Below are 15,130 nucleotides of genomic sequence, written 5' to 3' on the forward strand. Positions count from 1 at the left end.
CCTCCCATCCCTTGTAAGTGGAACAAGTTCCACTTAGTCTGGGACGCGAAAGCGGAAATGATTCCACTTGGAGGATCCATGGGCGCCAGAGTCGCCGTCATCTACTACTCCGCCACCGGCAACGTGCACACCCTCGCCGAGGCCATCGCGGCCGGCGCGGCGGATGCCGGCGCCGAGGTCCGCCTGCGGCGCGTGCCGGAGCTGGCCCCGGACGCGGCGGTGGATGCCAACCCGGCCTGGCGGGCCCACACCGACGCCGCCGCGCACGTCGAGATCGCCACGCATGACGACCTGACCTGGGCGGACGCCTACGCGTTCGGCTCGCCGACCCGCTACGGCAACATCGCCGCGCAGCTCAAGCAGTTCATCGACACGACCGGCGGCCTGTGGGCCACGGGCCAGTTGCAGGACAAGGCGGCGACCGCGTTCACCAGCGCCGCCAACCCCCACGGGGGCAACGAGTCGACGCTGCTCGCCCTGTACAACACCTTCTACCACTGGGGCTCGTTCATCGTCCCGCCGGGCTACACCGACCCGGCCGTCCACGCCGCCCGCGGCAACCCCTACGGCATCGCCCATCCCGGCGCCGAAGGTGCCCCGAGCGACGCCACGCTCGCCGCGGCCCGGTACCAGGGCCACCGCCTCGCCGCGACGGCCACCCGCCTCGTCGGCAGCGCCCTCACCGACGTCGCTCGCTGAGGGCGGCACGGGACGGCACGGGTGGGCCGCCCGGGCCGGCGACCGGCGCCGTCGCCCTCACCCGCCCCTCGCGCCCGCGGCCCGGGCCGGAGGCGCTCGACGATCCAGCGGTGGCACGAGACGGACGAGGCGGCGGCTGCGGGGTGTGCTCGCGCGTGTTGGGCATAGTCGCTCCTCACGGCCGTTTCGACAGTGAGCAGCCGCCCTACCCCGGCACCGGGCGGGTAAACGCCTACGAACCGATGCTCGTCACCTCGGCGAGGCGACCGGCCAGGAACGACCGCTCGGCGTCGTTGCCGCACAGGGCGAGGGCCTCCGTGTATGCGTCGGCGGCCTCCGGCAGGCGCCCGAGCCGGCGCAGGAAGTCGGCGCGGGCGGCGCTGAGGTAGGCGTACGTGGCGAGCTCCGGCGAGTCCAGCAACGGGGTCAGTGCGGCCAGCCCGGCCGCGGGGCCGTCGCGCAGGCCGAGGGCGACGGCGCGGTTCAGGGCGACGACCGGGGACGGCCAGAGGCGCAGGAGGACGTCGTACAGGGCGACGATCTGCGGCCAGTCGGTCGCCTCCCACGACGGCGCCTCGGCGTGGACGGCGGCGATCGCGGCCTCGACGGCGTAGCGGGTCGGTGCCCGCCGACGCAGCGCCGCGGTCAGCAGGTCGGTGCCCTCCCGGATCTGCCCGGTGTCCCAGCGGGTGCGGTCCTGCTCGGACAGCAGCAGCAGCCGGCCGCCGGAGCTGCGGGTGTCGCGGCGGGCGTCGATCAGCAGCATCAGGGCCAGCAGGGCGGCGACCTCGGCGTCGTGCGGGAGCAGCAGGCGCAGCATGCGGGCCAGGCCGATGGCGCCGTCGACCAGGTCCTGCCGGACGAGGTGCGCCCCGACCGGGGCCGCGTGGCCGGTGGTGAAGACGAGGTGGACGACCTCCAGGACAGCGCCGACCCGCTCGGGCAGTTCGTCCGGCGACGGCACCCGGTAGGGGATGCGGGCGGCGCTGATCTTCCGCTTCGCGCGGGTGACCCTGGCCGCCATCGTCGGCTCCGGCACGAGGAAGGCCCGGGCCACCTCGGCGGTCGACAGCCCGCACACCAGCCGCAGCGTCAGCGCGACCTGCGCCTCCCGCGACAGCGCCGGATGGCAGCAGGTGAACACCAGCCGGAGCCGGTCGTCGTCCTCCCCCGGGCCGGCGACGCGGTCGTCGGTCACCAGCAGCGGCAGCGCCCGCCGCAGCGCGGACTCGCGGCGCAGCACGTCCAGGGCCCGGTTCCGGGCGACGGTGGTCAGCCACGCGCCGGGGCGGGACGGCACGCCGTCGGCCGGCCACGTGCGCAGGGCCTGCGCGTATGCGTCCTGCACGCACTCCTCGGCCAGGTCCAGGTCGCGGGTGACGCGCACCGTCGCGGCGAGCACCCTGGCCCACTCGCGACGGTGCGCGTCGGCAACCGCCGAGGTCACCCGTGGTCCACGATCGGCCGGATCTCGACGCCGCCGTGGCCGGAGGACAGCTCCGGCAGCAGGCCCGCGAGAGAGATCGCCGCGTCCAGGTCGGCGGCCTCGATCACGTAGAACCCGCCGAGGGCCTCCTTGGACTCCAGGAACGGCCCGTCGGTGATCAGACCTCCGCCACGCAGCGTGGTGGCGGTCGAGGACGCCTCCAGTTCGTGGCCGCCGAGGACCCCGGAGCCGCCCGCGGCGTTGAACGCCCGGTGCCCGTCGCCCTTCGCCGCCCGCTCCGCATCGGTCTCGGCGTCCCAGCGCTGCTCGTCGCCGTAGATGAGAACCAGGTATTTCGCCATCATATGTCCCATTCATCCGGGGCCCTTGAGGGTCCGTCTACCTGTACGACGAGGCAGAGCGCCCCGAAATCGACAGGTACGCCCCGCCGGCGAACACCAGCGGCGCGCCGGTGCCCATCGCGGCGAACGCGCGGACCCGGCCGACGCAGACGTCGTGGTCGCCGGCGACGTGCACGGTCTCCAGTGTGCAGTCGAAGTACGCCAGACCGCAGTCGAGGACGGGGCTGGGCGCGGTTGTAGCGCAGGACGGACAGGTGCAGGTCACGCTCGCCGGCGGCGAACGTGGCCTCCATCCGCTCGATGCCGGCGTCGATGAGGCGCATCGCCTCCGCCGGGTCGCCCAGGTGCATGGCGATGAGGGCCCGGCCGTTCTCGTTGAACGTGAGGTTGTACGCGCGGCGCCGGTCCTGCGGCAGCAGCGAGGCCAGCGACACCGCGGTGTTGACCCAGGCGCTCGCCTTGCGCAGGTCGCGGCGGGCCTCGTCGAAGTTTCGTCTCGGCCACCAGGAAGTAGAGCCGGTGGCCGAGGTGCATCGAGGAGTGCAGGCCGAGCCGGCGACCGGCGAGCAGGTGGAACAGCTCGTGCAGCACCACGAACGGCAGCTGCCCGAACAGGATGGTCAGCTCGACGATCAGCAGGTAGTCGGTGAAGAACACGTTGCCGCGGGCGGGCGCGAGCCGCGGGTCGGCGACGCACACCGCGACGGCGACGACGACGAGCGCGGCGTAGCCGGCCCAGGCCACCGGCGAGAACAGGGCCACGCCGAGTTTCTGCCAGCGGGGCGGGGCGGCGTGCTCCGCGGTGCCGTCAGGGCTCAGGAAGTCCAGGTCCCGCAGGGTGTCGAGGAACTCGTCGATGTCAACGGGTTCGCCGTATCGGTCGGTGTACCAGACGGCGGCGTCCTGCGGTGCCCGGCCGCCGTCGAGCTCGCGGAGCAGCGCGGCGCCGTCCGGCGGGAAGACGCCGTAGGAGTCGCAGTCGGTGCGGCCGACGACGACCCGGTCGCCCTCGTCGAGGTACCGCAGGTCGTGCAGCGCCACTGGTCCGGTCGGCATGCCAGATCTCCTCTGCTGGTGTCCCCTGCCGATCTGCTGGCGTCCTCTGCTGACGGGCCTCGGCCCGGCCGGGGGTGAGGGTGGGTTGCACCCCCGGCCGGGTGTCCGTCAGCCCAGGAACTCGGCGCAGCAGCACATGCCGTAGCAGTAGTTGTTGCAGAGCCTGGCGAGCCGCACCGCGCCCGCCTTGCGGACCACGATCTTCTTCATCTCGGTGCTGGTGCCGGTGCTGGTTTCCGTAGCGATCTGTGCCATGGGAATTCGCCTCCTCAGACGATGTGCGTCACGTTGAGTGATTAGACTGACACGTAGCGTGATTGGCATGAAGTCGCCCGGGCGACAGTTCGACCTTGCGTAACCGACAGCTACCAGCGGTCGTGATGCAGCGCCTCGGCCAGCGGAACCCTGCTACGCCAGCCGTGCCGTTCCAGGTCCGGCACCGCCTCCAGGTGCGTTACCGGGCCGAGGCACAACCACGCGACGGGGCGGATGCCGGCGGGGATACCGAGCAGGTCCCGGACGAACGGCTCCCGGTAGAACGACACCCAGCCGACGCCGAGGTCCTCCGCGGTCGCGGCCAGCCACAGGTTCTGGATGGCGAGGCAGACCGAGTAGAGGCCGGCGTCGGCGATCGCGTGCCGGCCCAGCACCGCCGGTCCGCCCCGGGCGGCGTCGTACGTGACGACCACGGACAGGGTCGACTCCAGTACCCCATCGATCTTGATGCGCTGGAACGTGGCCGCGGCCGCGCCGTCGAGGGTCGCGGCGAACGTCGCCCGCTCCCGCCGGACGTGCTCATGGAACGCGCCGCGCAGCCCGGCGTCGCGCACGAGGACGAAGTCCCACGGCTGCGACAGGCCGACGCTCGGCGCGGCGTGCGCCGCCGCCAGGATCCGCTCGAGGACCTCGGCGGGGATCGGCGCGCCGGTGAACTGGCCGCGCACGTCGCGGCGGCGGCGCACGACGTCATACAGGTCGGTGCTCATGAGGGCAGGCTCCCGCTGCTCAGGCCGCCCCGAAGCGGGGTCGGCGATGCACGCGAGGCCGGTCTTCGGACTCTCGGATCAACGCCTGACCGCCCGCCTTCCCAGCCCTCGGGCCAGTGACCGCACGCCACTGCGGCGCGCCTGGACGGCAGCTCCCCGATCACCGCGGCGGGCCCGTGCCGGATTCACACCGGCTTCCCGATTCTCCCCGGTCGCCCGGAGCACCTCGCATCAGTTCATGCCGCCCAAGAGCCTAGTGGTTACCCCAGCAGGTGCGCGCTACCCACGGCCTCGAAGGCGGCGCGGACGTCCTCGGGGCCTTCGGTGAAGTGCGCCCAGCTGTCGACGTGGACGGGCACGACCGTCCGCGCCTGCAGCAGTTGGGCCGCTTCGAGGATGCCGGCCGCGCCGAGGGTCAGGTCGGCGTCGCCGAGCAGGGCGGTGCGGGCCCGGCCGCCGAACAGGATCGCGACGTCGACGGCCGGGAAGCGTTCCGCGATCTCGGCGACGACCCGCAGCGACGCGTTGTCGCCGCTGACGTAGACGGTGGGCACGCCGTCGCCGTGCAGCACGAAACCGGTGACGGGGCCGGTGAGGTGCTCGGTGCCGTCGGGGCCGTGCTGCGCGGGGACGGCGGTGACCCGCACGTGGCCGGCGCCATCGGGCCGGGGCAGGTCCACGCCGGCCCACGGCTCCAGGCCGACGGTGGGGTCGCCCAGCCGGGCGGCCGCGACCGGGGTGCTGAGGATCAGCGGCACCGACGCCGCGAAGGCCCGACCCGAGTGGTCGAGATTGTCCGGGTGCTGGTCGTGGGAGAGCAGGACCACATCGACGGTGCCGGCGTCCGCCGGGGTGCCGGCCGCGGCGGCGGTCTTGGTCAGCACGCGGGTGCCGAGGGGGTAGTCGCCGGGCGGGTCGAACGTCGGGTCGGTCATGAACGTGAGGCCACCGACGGTGAACACCGCGGTCGGGCCGCCGAACCGGCGGATCTGGAAGGTCATGCCGCCAAGTCTCGGACCGTTGACCCGGCGCCGGGAGTGGCTGGAACGCCATCCCCCGATAGGATCAAGCCATGGACCGCGCACGCACGACGGTCGGGGTGCTCATCGGCGACGGTGCCCCGATGCTGGAGGTCGCGGTCGCGCCGCGGGTGTTCGGCACCGCCGGCTTCGAGCTGCGCACCGCCGGCGAGCACCCGGGCCCGCTGTCGACGACGGCGGGGATCTCGATCACCGCCCCGCACGGCCTGGACGACCTCGACGCCGCCGGGGTCGTCATCGTCCCCGGCTGGAGGCCGCCCGGCGGCGACCCCGTCGCGCCGGCCATCCTCGACCGGCTCCGCCGCGCCCACGACGAGGGCGCCACCGTCGTCGGACTGTGCCTGGGCGCATATGTCCTCGCCGAGGCCGGCCTGCTCGACGGCCGGCGGGCGACCACGCACTGGAAGCACCTGCCCGCGTTCGCCGCCGCGTTCCCGGCCGTCGAGGTGCTCGACGACGTGCTCTACGTCGACGAGGGCTCGGTCGTCACCAGCGCCGGCAGCGCCGCGGGTCTCGACGCGTGCCTGCACCTGCTGCGCCGCGACCACGGCCCGGCCCTGGCGACCCGGGCCGCCCGCGCCCTGGTCGTCGCGCCGCAGCGGGCCGGCGGGCAGGCCCAGTTCATCGAGCGCCCGGTCCCGCAGCTGCGCGCCGGCGACGCGGTCGGCGACGCGATGCGGCACGCGCTGGAGCACCTGGAGGACCCGTCGCTGGACGTGGACCGGCTGGCCTCGGCTGTGCATCTGAGCCGCCGCACCTTCGACCGCCGCTTCCGCGAGACGACGGGCTCGTCGCCGCTGCGGTGGCTGCTGCAGCAACGGGTCCTGCGCGCCCAGCACGTGCTGTCGACCACGGACCTGGACATCGACGCGGTCGCCCGCAGCTGCGGCTTCAGCGACGGTGTCGCCCTGCGCCCGCACTTCCGCCGCGTCGTCGGCGTCCCGCCCCAGTCCTACCGCGCCAGCTTCCGCGCCCGCTGAAGCGGCTCGGCTGAAGCGGCTCGGCTGAAGCAGCTCGGCTGAAGCAGCTCGGCTGAAGCAGCTCGACCGAAGCAGCTCGACCGAAGCAGCTCGACCGAAGCAGCTCGACCGAAGCACCTCGACCGAAGCACCTCGACCGAAGCACCTCGACCGAAGCACCTCGACCGAAGCACCTCGACCGAAGCACCTCGACTGAAGCACCTCGACTGAACCGCCTCAGCCGACGGTCAGGACGAGCTTGCCGGTGGTGCGGCGGGCGAGCAGGTCCTCGTGCGCGCGGCGGGCGTCCTCAAGGGGGTAGGTGGGGCCGACCTGCGGGCGCAGGACCCCGCTCGCGGTCAGCTGCAGCAGCTGGTCGAGGGGGCCGTGGAACGCGTCGGGGCGGGTGAGGACGGGCCGGAGCCAGAAGCCGGCGACCGCGACGCTACGGGAGGCGAGTTCGGCGGGGTCGACGGGTGGACGGCCGCCGTGGGACGCGTCGCCGTAGGTGACGAGGCGGCCGAGCGGGGCCAGGGTCGCCAGGGCCGCGGCGAACGCGGGGCCGCCGGTGGACTCCAGGACGACGTCGACGCCGGCGCCGCCGTTGGCCGCCAGCACCCGGTCGGGGTAGCCGTCGGGGGCGCTGTCCACGGTGGCGTCGGCGCCCAGGGACTCGGCCAGGGCGCGCTTCTCGGGCGTGGACGCGGCGGCGATGATCCGGCCGGCGCCGAGATACCGGGCCAGCTGCACCGCGAGGGTGCCGACGCCGCCCGCGGCCGCGTTGATCACGACGGTCTCGCCGGGCCGCACGGCGGCGCTGCCGTGCAGCAGGTGCCAGGCGGTGAGGCCCTGCACCAGCAGCGCCAGGGCCGGGCCGTCGGCGACGCCGTCCGGCACCTCCACGGTGTCCACTGTGGACACGGCGGCGCGGGCCGCGTAGCCGCCGCCGGCGAACGTGAGCGCGGCGACCCGGCGGCCGTCGGGGGTGCGGCCGACCACCTCGGTGCCGGGGATGAACGGCAGGGTCTGCCCGCCGCTGTACGTGCCGGCGGTGCGGGACGTGTCGGCGTAGTTGATCCCGGCCGCGCTCACGTCGACGAGCACCTGGCCCGGCCCCGGGACGGGGTCGGCGACGTCGGCGGGAACGAGGACCTCCGGGCCGCCGAAGCGGTCGCAGCGAATGGCGCGCATGGCTCAACCCTACGAGGTGATCAGCTCCAGCACGCGCCGCCAGGCGTCGGCGGCCGGGGCGGGGCGGAACGTGGGCGGGCCGGGGAGCAGGAAGGCGTGCGGGGTGTCGGGGTACACCACGATCTCGTGGCGCACGCCCGCCCCGCGCAGCGCCGCGCCGACGGTGTCGACGTCGGCGGGTGGCACGACGTGGTCGGCGCCGCCGACGAGGAACAGCAACCGGCCGGTGATGTCCGGGGTCAGCGTCACCGTCGGCTCGGGGCGGCTCAGGGCGAACTCGGTGCCGGTGAGCCAGCCCGGATACAGCACGGCGGTCGCCGCCAGGCCGAGGCGGGCCGCGGCGAGGTACGCGACGTGCCCGCCGATGCTCAGTCCCACCATGCTGACCTGGCCCGGGTCACCGCTGAGGACGTCGACGGCCGCGGCGACGTCCTGCACGACCTCGTCGCGGTCCAGGGCGCGCAGCAGTTCGAAGCCGCGGGCCCGCCCGGCGTCGTCCTGGGCGAGCTCGACGCCGGGCGCGGTGCGGTGGAACAGATCGGGCACGGCGACGAGGCAGCCGGCCGCGGCGAGCCGGTCGGCGAACGCGCGGATCCCCGCGTCGACGCCGAAGAGCTGGTGGCCGAGCACAACACGGTGCGAGGCGCCTGACGGCGGCCGGGCGATGTACACGCCGGCCACGCTAGCGATCAGGAAGCGGCCGGGACCAATAGCAAAGGCGATGCCCGCGATCAGTCCCCGGATGGCACCTCGCGCAGTTTGCCGGTGAACACGTCGTAGACGAAGCCGCGGACCGAGCCCTTGCGCGGGATGAACGGGTCGTCGAGGATGCGGCGGACCGACTGACGCACGTCGGTGTCGAGGTCGCTGAACGCCTCGGCGGACCAGGACGGTTTGATGCCGACCTCGGCCTGGATGCCCGCCTTGAACTCGTCGTCGGTGAAGGTGAGCATGCCGCAGTCGGTGTGGTGGATGAGGACGATCTCCTGGGTGCCGAGCAGTCGCTGGCTGATCGCGAGGCTGCGCAGCTCGTCAGCGGTGATGACGCCGCCGGCGTTGCGGATGACGTGCGCGTCGCCCTCGGTGAGGCCGAGGAGTCCATACGGGTTGAGCCGGGCGTCCATGCACGCGACGATCGCGATCTGCTTCGCCGGCGGCAGCGGCAGATCGCCCTTGGTGAAGCCGGCGGCGTACCGCTCGGCGTTGGTGAGCAGCTCATCGGTGACGGTCATGCCCCGTACCATAAACCCATTACTCACATGGGAATAGTCGTCTACTTACTCAATAGCCCGGAAGGGGGTGTCGAGCGCGGCGAACACCAGGGCGAGCGTGGCCAGGCCGAGGCACAGGGTGGCGCCGTGCGCGAGTGCGGTGGCGTGGCCGGGCGCGGCGAGGAATATGCCGCTGACCGCGGCGATGCTGACGCTCGCGGCGAGCCGCTGCGACAGTTGCAGCAGCGCCGCGCTGAGGCCGTTGGCGCCCGGCGGCGCGTGGTGCAGGGTCAGCGCCTGGTTCGGGGCGTTGACGAACCCGCCCGCCGCGCCCGTGACGAGCTGGCTCGCGGCGAGCGCCCACACCACCTGCGGTTCGGGCAGGAGCTCGACCGCGGCGAGGGCGGCGGCGATGCTGGCGACGGCGACGCCGAGGGCGATCGTGGTGCCGCGCCGCCGCAGGCCGGCCGCGAACGCGGACGCGACGGTGAAACCGACCGCGCTCGGCAGCGCGATGGCGGCCGCGGCGAGCGGCGGGTAGTGCAGGCCGTCCTGCAGGTACAGCGACAGCACCAGGTTGAGGGCGAGGGTGGCGCCGAAGTAGCACATGGCGATCAGGACGCCGAGCACGTAGCCGCGGTTGCCGGTCAGCGACGGCAGGAGGATCGCGGTGCGCCCCCGCGCCGTCCACCGGCGTTCCCAGGCCACGAACCCGCCGGCACCGGCGACCGCGACCGGCAGCCACCACCAGCCGCCGGCGGTGCCGGCGAGGGGCAGCAGCGCGGCCAGGGTGGTGCCGGCCAGGAGCAGCAGCCCGCCGGGGTCGAGGTCGGTGGTGCGGCCCTCGGGCCGGCGGGCGGGCAGGATCCGCAGCGCCAGGGGGATCGTGACGAGCGCGAAGGGGAGGTTCGCCAGCAGGACCAGCCGCCAGCCGAGGCCTGGGCCGGCCACCTGCAGCACCAGGCCGCCCAGCAGCGGGCCGAGCATCCCGGCGACCCCGCCGACGAACGCGTAGGCGCCGAGCGCCCGGGCCCGGTCGCGGCCCCGGAACAGGTCCTGGAACAGGCCGATGATCTGCGGGTTGACCACACCGGCGCCGAAGCCCTGGACGAGCCTGGCCGCCGCGACGACCCAGCCGTGCCGTGCGGTCGCGGCGGCGATCGCACCCACCGCGAACAGGGCGAGGCCGCCGACGAAGAGCAGGCGCCGGCCGTACATGTCGCCGAGGCGGCCCGCGGGCACCAGGGCCAGGCCGAACGTCAGCGAGTAGCCGGCGAGGATCCACTGCAGCGAGGCGGTGCCGGCGTCCAGCGAGCCGCGCAGGGCGGGCACGACGACGTTCAGCACGGACTGGTCGAGCAGCGTGGTGAACCCGGCGCCGAGGCAGACCGCGACGACCCACCGCGCCCCACCGGCCTTGACCGGCACCGGTGCGGTGGTCAGCGACACCGCCCGATCGTATACCTATATTTCCGATAGGAAACAGCGTCATATTCGTCACGGCGTAAAATCCACGCGCGTGACGGTGCAGGCGGTACTGTTCGACCTCGACGGCACGCTGCTCGACCACGAGTCGGCCGTGACGGCCGCGCTGCTACGGTGGCTGCCGGAGATCGGGGTCGAGCCGACCGCGCCGACCCGGACCCTGTGGTTCACGCTGCAGGAGCGGCACCTCGCCGACTGGCGCGCCGGACGGGTCACGTTCCAGCAGCAGCGGCGCCACCGCCTCCGGGACTTCCTGCGCGCAACCGGCGGCCCGGTCGGGGGCGACGACGATCGGCTCGACGCGCTCTTTTCCGCATTTCTTCGCTGGTACGCACAATCGTGGGCGCCCTACCCCGACGCCGTCCCGGCGCTCGACGCGTTGCAGCGGTCCGGACTGCGCACGGCGGTGCTCACCAACGGCAGCCAGTCCCAGCAGACCGACAAGCTGGCCAGGATCGGGCTCCTGGACCGGGTCGGACCGGTCTACACCGGCGAGGCGCTGGGCCTGTTCAAGCCCGACCCGGCCGTGTTCGCCGAGGTGTGCCGCCGCTGGGGGCTGCCGCCGGGCGCGGTGGTGAGCGTCGGCGACCGGCACGACCTGGACGTGCTGCCGGCCCGCGCCGCCGGGCTGCGCGCCGTGCACCTGGACCGCGACGGGTCCGGGCCGCCCGGCGAACCGCACCGGATCACGTCACTGAGCGACCTTCCGGACCGCCTGCCGTCCGCCGGCTGAGACTCCCGCGGACGCGGCGCCGAGCAGCGCCAGCTTGTCCGCGTCGGGCGTGCCGGGGTCGGGGTGGTACACGACCAGCATGATGCCGTCGGTCCCGCTGATCAGCAGCTTCTCCCGGTTGAGGCGCAGCTCGCCGACCTGCGGGTGGTTGAAGGGCACCACCGCGCCGGCCCGCGGGCGCACGTCGTGGCGGGCCCACAATCGCCGGAAGAGCGGGCTGGCGAGGGAGAGCTCACCGACCAGCTCGATGCACCGCGGGTCGTCGGTGGCGGTGCCGACGGCCTGCCGGAAGCCGGCCACCAGCCCGGCCGCGGCCGCCTCGAAGTCGGGGAACATCGCCTGCTCGGCCGGGTCGAGGAAGACGTCGCGCAGCCGGTTGCCGCCCACGACGAGGCGGGGCGACAGGGCCGTGGCGAGGGGGTTGGCGGCGAGCACGTCGAGATACCGCCCCTCGACGAACGCGGGCATCGGGAGCATCGCCACGAACTTGACCGTGCTCGGCGGGACGATCTCCTTCCGGGGGCGCGGCCGGCGGCGGGGCTTGGTGGTGGCGAGGCCGAGCAGGTAGGCCGTCGTGTCGTCGTCCAGTTGCAGCACCCGGGCCAGGGACTCCAGGACCTGCGCCGAGGGGCTGCGGTCGCGCCCGCGCTCCAGGCGCAGGTAGTAGTCGGCGCTGATGCCGGCCAGCATCGCCACCTCCTCGCGGCGCAGTCCCGGCACCCGCCGCACCCCCACCACGGGCACGCCGGCCGCCTCGGGGGTGACGAGTTCCCGGCGCGCCCGCAGGAACGCACCCAGCAGGTTCGGCTCCTCGGCCATGCCATCACCTCCGCTTCGCTCCGGCGCCGGCCTGACCCAATCCTGCGCCCCTGATGCCCGGCTCCTCCGCTCCGCTCCGGACCGGTCATGCGCCCTACGGTAGGCCGCGCGGCGGGCCGTTGTGGGGGTCCTGCCAGACCCCTGGCTGATGGGGGCTCTGGTCCGGTCCGGTGCGGCGCCGGATGGTGGTCGCATGACCACGAATCAGCAGCGGGTACTCGTCACCGGCGGGTCCGGTTTCATCGCAGGGCACTGCATCCTGCAACTCCTCGACCAGGGCTACCTCGTCCGCACGACCGTCCGGTCACTGGCGCGGGAGGGCGAGGTGCGGGCCGTGCTCGCCGGCGCCGGCATGGTGCGCGGCGACGCGCTGAGCTTCGTCGCCGCCGACCTGACCGCCGGCACCGGCTGGGCCGAGGCCGTGGACGGGTGCGACTTCGTGCTGCACGTGGCCTCCCCCGTGCACCTCGGGAAGGTCAGGCACGACGACGAGGTGGTCGTGCCCGCCCGGGACGGCACGCTGCGGGTGCTGCGGGCCGCCCGCGACGCCGGCGTCAAGCGGGTCGTGCTCACCTCGGCGTTCCACGCCGTCGGGTTCGGCCATCCGCACACCGGCCACACGTTCACCGAGGACGACTGGTCCGTGCTCGACGGGCCGGGCGTGGACGCGTACGGCCGGAGCAAGACCCTCGCCGAGCGGGCCGCGTGGGCCTTCCTGGCGGCCGAGGGCGGCGCGCTGGAGCTCACCACGATGCTGCCCGTCGCCGTCATGGGGCCGGTGATGGGCAGGGAGGTCTCCGGCGCGAACCACATCGTGCAGCGCAGCCTGGACGGGGCGATGCCGGGGTACCCGAACATGTGGATCCCGATCGTGGACGTGCGGGACGTGGCGACCGCGCACGTCCTCGCCATGACCGCCGGGGACGCCGCGGGCCGCAGGTTCCTGCTGTCCAGCGGGCCCCCGGTCGCGATGCGTCAGATCGGGGCGATCCTGCGGGCGCACCTCGGGGCCGCCGCCGGCCGGGTGCCGACCCGCACCATCCCGGACCTCGTCGTGCGGATCGCCGCCGTGTTCTCCGCGGAGTTCCGCCCCGTCGCCGCCGACCTGAACAACGTCAAGAAGATCTCGAGCGACAGCGCCCGCCGGGTGCTGGGCTGGCAGCCGCGCCCGGCGCAGGACGCCGTCATCGCCGCCGCCGACAGCATGGTCGCGCGGTCACTGGTCAAGCATTAGGTGCCGGTCCACGAAATCGATGACGGTCGCGGCCAGCTCCAGCCGATGGTCCGACAGGGCATGGTCGGTCGGGAACACCAGGTGCTCGAGCCGGATGCGCGGGCGGGACCCGTACACCTGGACCAACGGCGAATGATGCAACTCGTGCGGGGTGACCGGGTCGCGACCGGTGCCGACGAGCAGCACCGGGCGGTCCTCGAACGCGGGGGCGAGGCCGGCCAGGCGCCACGCGGGTCCGGCCGCCACCAGCTCGGCGACGAGGGCCTCGCCGCTGGTGCCGCGCAGCGGGAGCAGATCGCTGCCGAGCGCCTCGACGACCTCGGCCCGGACCGCGGGGTCGGCGCACAGGCCGGCGGCCGTGCCGAGGTCGAACCCGGCGACGGAGACGGCCGCGCGGACGCCGGGGTCGGCGGCGGCCGTCATCAGCGCCGCGAACCCGCCGAGGCTGTGCCCGACCACCGCCACCCGCGCCGGGTCGAGCCGGTGCGTGGCCGCGAAATCGTTGTCGCGGACGGCGGCCACGACCGTGGCGGCGTCCTGCAGGACGTGCCGCCAGGAGTAGTCGCCGCCCATGCCCCACGAGCCGCGGTAGTGGAAGACGAGCGCGGCGTGACCGGCCCGGCGCAGGGCCTGGGCGAGGTCGAAGTTGCGCTCGTTACCGGGGAAGCCGTGCAGGAGCACGACGACCGGGTGGGGGCCGGCGCCGGCGGGGAGGTGCAGGACGCCGGCGAGGGTCTCGCCGCCACTGGTGAAGGTGACCGCGGGCGTGCTCGCGGCCGGGACCGTCGTCATCGTCGGGACGCTAGCACACAGATCGAACCGTTCGGTACCATCTGTGTCGTGCCAGTCACCAAGGGAACCGCGATCGACCCGGCCCGCACCCGCGCCGGCCTGCTCGCCACCGCCACCGAGCTGCTCTACCGGCGGGGGCTCGACGGCATCGGCGTGGCCGAGCTGTGCACCAGCATCGGGGTGTCGAAGGAGACCCTGTATCGCCACTTCGGCTCGAAGGACGGGTTGGTCGAGGCGGTGCTCCAGGCCCGCAGCGACCGGGTCACGGCGTGGCTGGCCGCCGCCGCGGCGGACGCCGGCGACGACCCGGCGGCGCAGCTCACGGCGGTGTTCGACGCGCTCGGGCGGTGGCACGCGGAGCCGTCCTTCCGCGGCTGCGCACTGCTCAACGCGGCGACCCAGTGGCACGACGGCCACGAGGGCACCGCACGCGCCACCGCCGCGCGGCACCTGGACCGGCGGCTCGAGCTGCTCACCGGGATCGCCCGCCGGGCGGGCGCGCACGACCCGGCCGTGCTGGGCCGCCAGCTGCTCGCGCTGGTGGTGGGCGCCACGGTGCTGGCGGATCTGCACCCCGGGGCGATGCCGAGCGCACCCCGGGACGCCGCGGTCGCACTGCTGCGGGCCGGTTGTCCAACGGTGTCCAACGATCAGCGATCGACGGACGTCACCTCGTCAGAATGGCCGCATGGTGGCGCAGTTGGTTCATGACGAGGCGTTCTGGAACTATCGGGAGCAGACCCGGCAGTCCGGGACGGTTACGCGCACCGGGCGGTTACGCGCCTGGCGCGAGGACGGCGGGCGGTTGCTGGCGATGCTGACCGTCCAGCCGTATTTCGAGGACTACGGATGCACGATCCCGGAGCAGGTCCGGGCCCGGTTCCCGTTCTCCGGCCGGCTGGTCGACGTGGTGTCCTACGAGCCCGGCTGGTGGGGCGGCCGCTGCCGCTATCACCTCGCGGACCCGGCGTACGTGGCCCAGCAGCGGTGGATGTCCGTGGACGCGCGGACCGTCGCCCGCCGCCTCGGCCCGGGATTCCAGATCGACGACGAGGCGGACACGACGTTCGGGCGGCTCGGCGCCTGAGCCACCGGCGACGGAATATCGGGCAAAACGCCATGAAGGCCGCGAGGCGT

19 protein-coding genes and 1 riboswitch are annotated in these 15,130 nt (G+C 73.9%); of the genes, 6 read left to right on the forward strand and 13 right to left on the reverse strand.

Features of this window, described 5'->3' with window-relative positions; translation table 11 throughout:
* Positions 1-78 precede the first annotated feature (78 nt).
* Entirely contained in the window at positions 79-699 is a 621-nt protein-coding gene (gene wrbA, locus ACFPIJ_RS45235) for an NAD(P)H:quinone oxidoreductase (RefSeq protein ID WP_380125471.1), read from the forward strand.
* Between the two features lie 232 nt (positions 700-931).
* Here wrbA and ACFPIJ_RS45240 read toward each other — a convergent pair whose 3' ends face one another.
* From ACFPIJ_RS45240 to ACFPIJ_RS45270, 7 genes are all read right to left on the reverse strand, one after another.
* The gene (locus ACFPIJ_RS45240; RefSeq protein ID WP_380125799.1) at positions 932-2,101 is read right to left on the reverse strand and encodes an RNA polymerase sigma factor; all 1,170 of its coding nucleotides are present in this window, start codon (positions 2,099-2,101) and stop codon (positions 932-934) included.
* A 41-nt stretch (positions 2,102-2,142) separates the two neighbouring features.
* Positions 2,143-2,487 (reverse strand): YciI family protein, encoded by a 345-nt coding sequence (locus ACFPIJ_RS45245; protein WP_380125473.1) that lies wholly within the window; start codon positions 2,485-2,487, stop codon positions 2,143-2,145.
* 37 nt (positions 2,488-2,524) lie between these two features.
* Positions 2,525-2,752 (reverse strand): flavin reductase family protein, encoded by a 228-nt coding sequence (locus ACFPIJ_RS45250; RefSeq protein WP_380125475.1) that lies wholly within the window; start codon positions 2,750-2,752, stop codon positions 2,525-2,527.
* A complete protein-coding gene (locus tag ACFPIJ_RS45255; protein WP_380125477.1) occupies positions 2,749-3,543 on the reverse strand; it encodes a hypothetical protein in 795 nt (264 codons plus the stop codon). Before ACFPIJ_RS45255 ends, ACFPIJ_RS45250 begins: the two co-directional genes overlap by 4 nt.
* Before the next feature lie 108 nt (positions 3,544-3,651).
* On the reverse strand, positions 3,652-3,798 hold the full coding sequence (locus ACFPIJ_RS45260; protein WP_380125478.1) for a hypothetical protein: 147 nt from the start codon (positions 3,796-3,798) through the stop codon (positions 3,652-3,654).
* Between the two features lie 110 nt (positions 3,799-3,908).
* Complete coding sequence (gene bluB, locus ACFPIJ_RS45265; RefSeq protein WP_380125480.1) at positions 3,909-4,529, reverse strand: 5,6-dimethylbenzimidazole synthase; 621 nt, start codon at positions 4,527-4,529, stop codon at positions 3,909-3,911.
* A 39-nt stretch (positions 4,530-4,568) separates the two neighbouring features.
* Positions 4,569-4,773, reverse strand: a riboswitch (cobalamin riboswitch).
* A gap of 16 nt (positions 4,774-4,789) precedes the next feature.
* Positions 4,790-5,530: an MBL fold metallo-hydrolase gene (locus tag ACFPIJ_RS45270; protein WP_380125482.1), complete on the reverse strand. Its 741-nt coding sequence runs from the start codon at positions 5,528-5,530 to the stop codon at positions 4,790-4,792.
* Between the two features lie 71 nt (positions 5,531-5,601).
* Here ACFPIJ_RS45270 and ACFPIJ_RS45275 point away from each other — a divergent pair, with 71 nt between their 5' ends.
* Positions 5,602-6,549 carry a GlxA family transcriptional regulator gene (locus tag ACFPIJ_RS45275; protein ID WP_380125484.1) on the forward strand — a complete coding sequence of 316 codons (948 nt, stop codon included), beginning with the start codon at positions 5,602-5,604 and terminating at the stop codon, positions 6,547-6,549.
* A 216-nt stretch (positions 6,550-6,765) separates the two neighbouring features.
* Here ACFPIJ_RS45275 and ACFPIJ_RS45280 read toward each other — a convergent pair whose 3' ends face one another.
* The 4 genes from ACFPIJ_RS45280 to ACFPIJ_RS45295 are packed head-to-tail and all read right to left on the reverse strand — an operon-like array spanning position 6,766 to position 10,379.
* Positions 6,766-7,719 (reverse strand): quinone oxidoreductase family protein, encoded by a 954-nt coding sequence (locus ACFPIJ_RS45280; protein ID WP_380125486.1) that lies wholly within the window; start codon positions 7,717-7,719, stop codon positions 6,766-6,768.
* Between the two features lie 9 nt (positions 7,720-7,728).
* Entirely contained in the window at positions 7,729-8,391 is a 663-nt protein-coding gene (locus tag ACFPIJ_RS45285) for a dienelactone hydrolase family protein (protein WP_380125488.1), read from the reverse strand.
* Between the two features lie 59 nt (positions 8,392-8,450).
* Complete coding sequence (locus ACFPIJ_RS45290; RefSeq protein ID WP_380125490.1) at positions 8,451-8,951, reverse strand: beta-class carbonic anhydrase; 501 nt, start codon at positions 8,949-8,951, stop codon at positions 8,451-8,453.
* Positions 8,952-8,996: 45 nt separating this feature from the next.
* Positions 8,997-10,379 (reverse strand): MFS transporter, encoded by a 1,383-nt coding sequence (locus ACFPIJ_RS45295; RefSeq protein ID WP_380125492.1) that lies wholly within the window; start codon positions 10,377-10,379, stop codon positions 8,997-8,999.
* Between the two features lie 70 nt (positions 10,380-10,449).
* On the opposite strand from ACFPIJ_RS45295, the gene ACFPIJ_RS45300 reads away from it, so the two are divergent.
* Positions 10,450-11,148 (forward strand): HAD family hydrolase, encoded by a 699-nt coding sequence (locus ACFPIJ_RS45300; protein ID WP_380125494.1) that lies wholly within the window; start codon positions 10,450-10,452, stop codon positions 11,146-11,148.
* Here ACFPIJ_RS45300 and ACFPIJ_RS45305 read toward each other — a convergent pair.
* Complete coding sequence (locus tag ACFPIJ_RS45305; RefSeq protein WP_380125496.1) at positions 11,107-11,967, reverse strand: helix-turn-helix transcriptional regulator; 861 nt, start codon at positions 11,965-11,967, stop codon at positions 11,107-11,109. The genes ACFPIJ_RS45300 and ACFPIJ_RS45305 overlap by 42 nt on opposite strands.
* Positions 11,968-12,160: 193 nt before the next feature.
* On the opposite strand from ACFPIJ_RS45305, the gene ACFPIJ_RS45310 reads away from it, so the two are divergent.
* The gene (locus ACFPIJ_RS45310) at positions 12,161-13,201 is read left to right on the forward strand and encodes an SDR family oxidoreductase (RefSeq protein ID WP_380125498.1); all 1,041 of its coding nucleotides are present in this window, start codon (positions 12,161-12,163) and stop codon (positions 13,199-13,201) included.
* Here the strand turns inward: ACFPIJ_RS45310 and ACFPIJ_RS45315 are convergent.
* On the reverse strand, positions 13,184-13,993 hold the full coding sequence (locus tag ACFPIJ_RS45315) for an alpha/beta hydrolase family protein (protein WP_380125500.1): 810 nt from the start codon (positions 13,991-13,993) through the stop codon (positions 13,184-13,186). The two genes, ACFPIJ_RS45310 and ACFPIJ_RS45315, sit on opposite strands and share 18 nt — an antisense overlap.
* 48 nt (positions 13,994-14,041) lie before the next feature.
* Between ACFPIJ_RS45315 and ACFPIJ_RS45320 the strand changes: the two genes are divergently transcribed.
* Both ACFPIJ_RS45320 and ACFPIJ_RS45325 read left to right on the forward strand, forming a co-directional pair.
* Entirely contained in the window at positions 14,042-14,704 is a 663-nt protein-coding gene (locus ACFPIJ_RS45320; RefSeq protein ID WP_380125502.1) for a TetR/AcrR family transcriptional regulator, read from the forward strand.
* Complete coding sequence (locus ACFPIJ_RS45325) at positions 14,682-15,080, forward strand: class-II aminoacyl-tRNA synthetase family protein (protein ID WP_380125504.1); 399 nt, start codon at positions 14,682-14,684, stop codon at positions 15,078-15,080. The genes ACFPIJ_RS45320 and ACFPIJ_RS45325 overlap by 23 nt, the downstream gene beginning before the upstream one ends.
* Positions 15,081-15,130: the final 50 nt, after the last annotated feature.

The organism is Dactylosporangium cerinum (assembly GCF_042653625.1).
In the GTDB taxonomy this organism is placed as follows: Bacteria; Actinomycetota; Actinomycetes; order Mycobacteriales; family Micromonosporaceae; genus Dactylosporangium; species Dactylosporangium cerinum.

Bases quoted from the DNA above. Each gene is read 5' to 3' on its own strand.
- wrbA (WP_380125471.1), top strand. From the start codon at position 79: ATGGGCGCCAGAGTCGCCGTCATCTACTACTCCGCCACCGGCAACGTG.
- ACFPIJ_RS45245 (WP_380125473.1), bottom strand. From the start codon at position 2,487: ATGGCGAAATACCTGGTTCTCATCTACGGCGACGAGCAGCGCTGGGAC.
- ACFPIJ_RS45255 (WP_380125477.1), bottom strand. From the start codon at position 3,543: ATGCCGACCGGACCAGTGGCGCTGCACGACCTGCGGTACCTCGACGAG.
- ACFPIJ_RS45260 (WP_380125478.1), bottom strand. From the start codon at position 3,798: ATGGCACAGATCGCTACGGAAACCAGCACCGGCACCAGCACCGAGATG.
- bluB (WP_380125480.1), bottom strand. From the start codon at position 4,529: ATGAGCACCGACCTGTATGACGTCGTGCGCCGCCGCCGCGACGTGCGC.
- ACFPIJ_RS45270 (WP_380125482.1), bottom strand. From the start codon at position 5,530: ATGACCTTCCAGATCCGCCGGTTCGGCGGCCCGACCGCGGTGTTCACC.
- ACFPIJ_RS45275 (WP_380125484.1), top strand. From the start codon at position 5,602: ATGGACCGCGCACGCACGACGGTCGGGGTGCTCATCGGCGACGGTGCC.
- ACFPIJ_RS45280 (WP_380125486.1), bottom strand. From the start codon at position 7,719: ATGCGCGCCATTCGCTGCGACCGCTTCGGCGGCCCGGAGGTCCTCGTT.
- ACFPIJ_RS45290 (WP_380125490.1), bottom strand. From the start codon at position 8,951: ATGACCGTCACCGATGAGCTGCTCACCAACGCCGAGCGGTACGCCGCC.
- ACFPIJ_RS45305 (WP_380125496.1), bottom strand. From the start codon at position 11,967: ATGGCCGAGGAGCCGAACCTGCTGGGTGCGTTCCTGCGGGCGCGCCGG.
- ACFPIJ_RS45310 (WP_380125498.1), top strand. From the start codon at position 12,161: ATGACCACGAATCAGCAGCGGGTACTCGTCACCGGCGGGTCCGGTTTC.
- ACFPIJ_RS45315 (WP_380125500.1), bottom strand. From the start codon at position 13,993: ATGACGACGGTCCCGGCCGCGAGCACGCCCGCGGTCACCTTCACCAGT.
- ACFPIJ_RS45325 (WP_380125504.1), top strand. From the start codon at position 14,682: ATGGTGGCGCAGTTGGTTCATGACGAGGCGTTCTGGAACTATCGGGAG.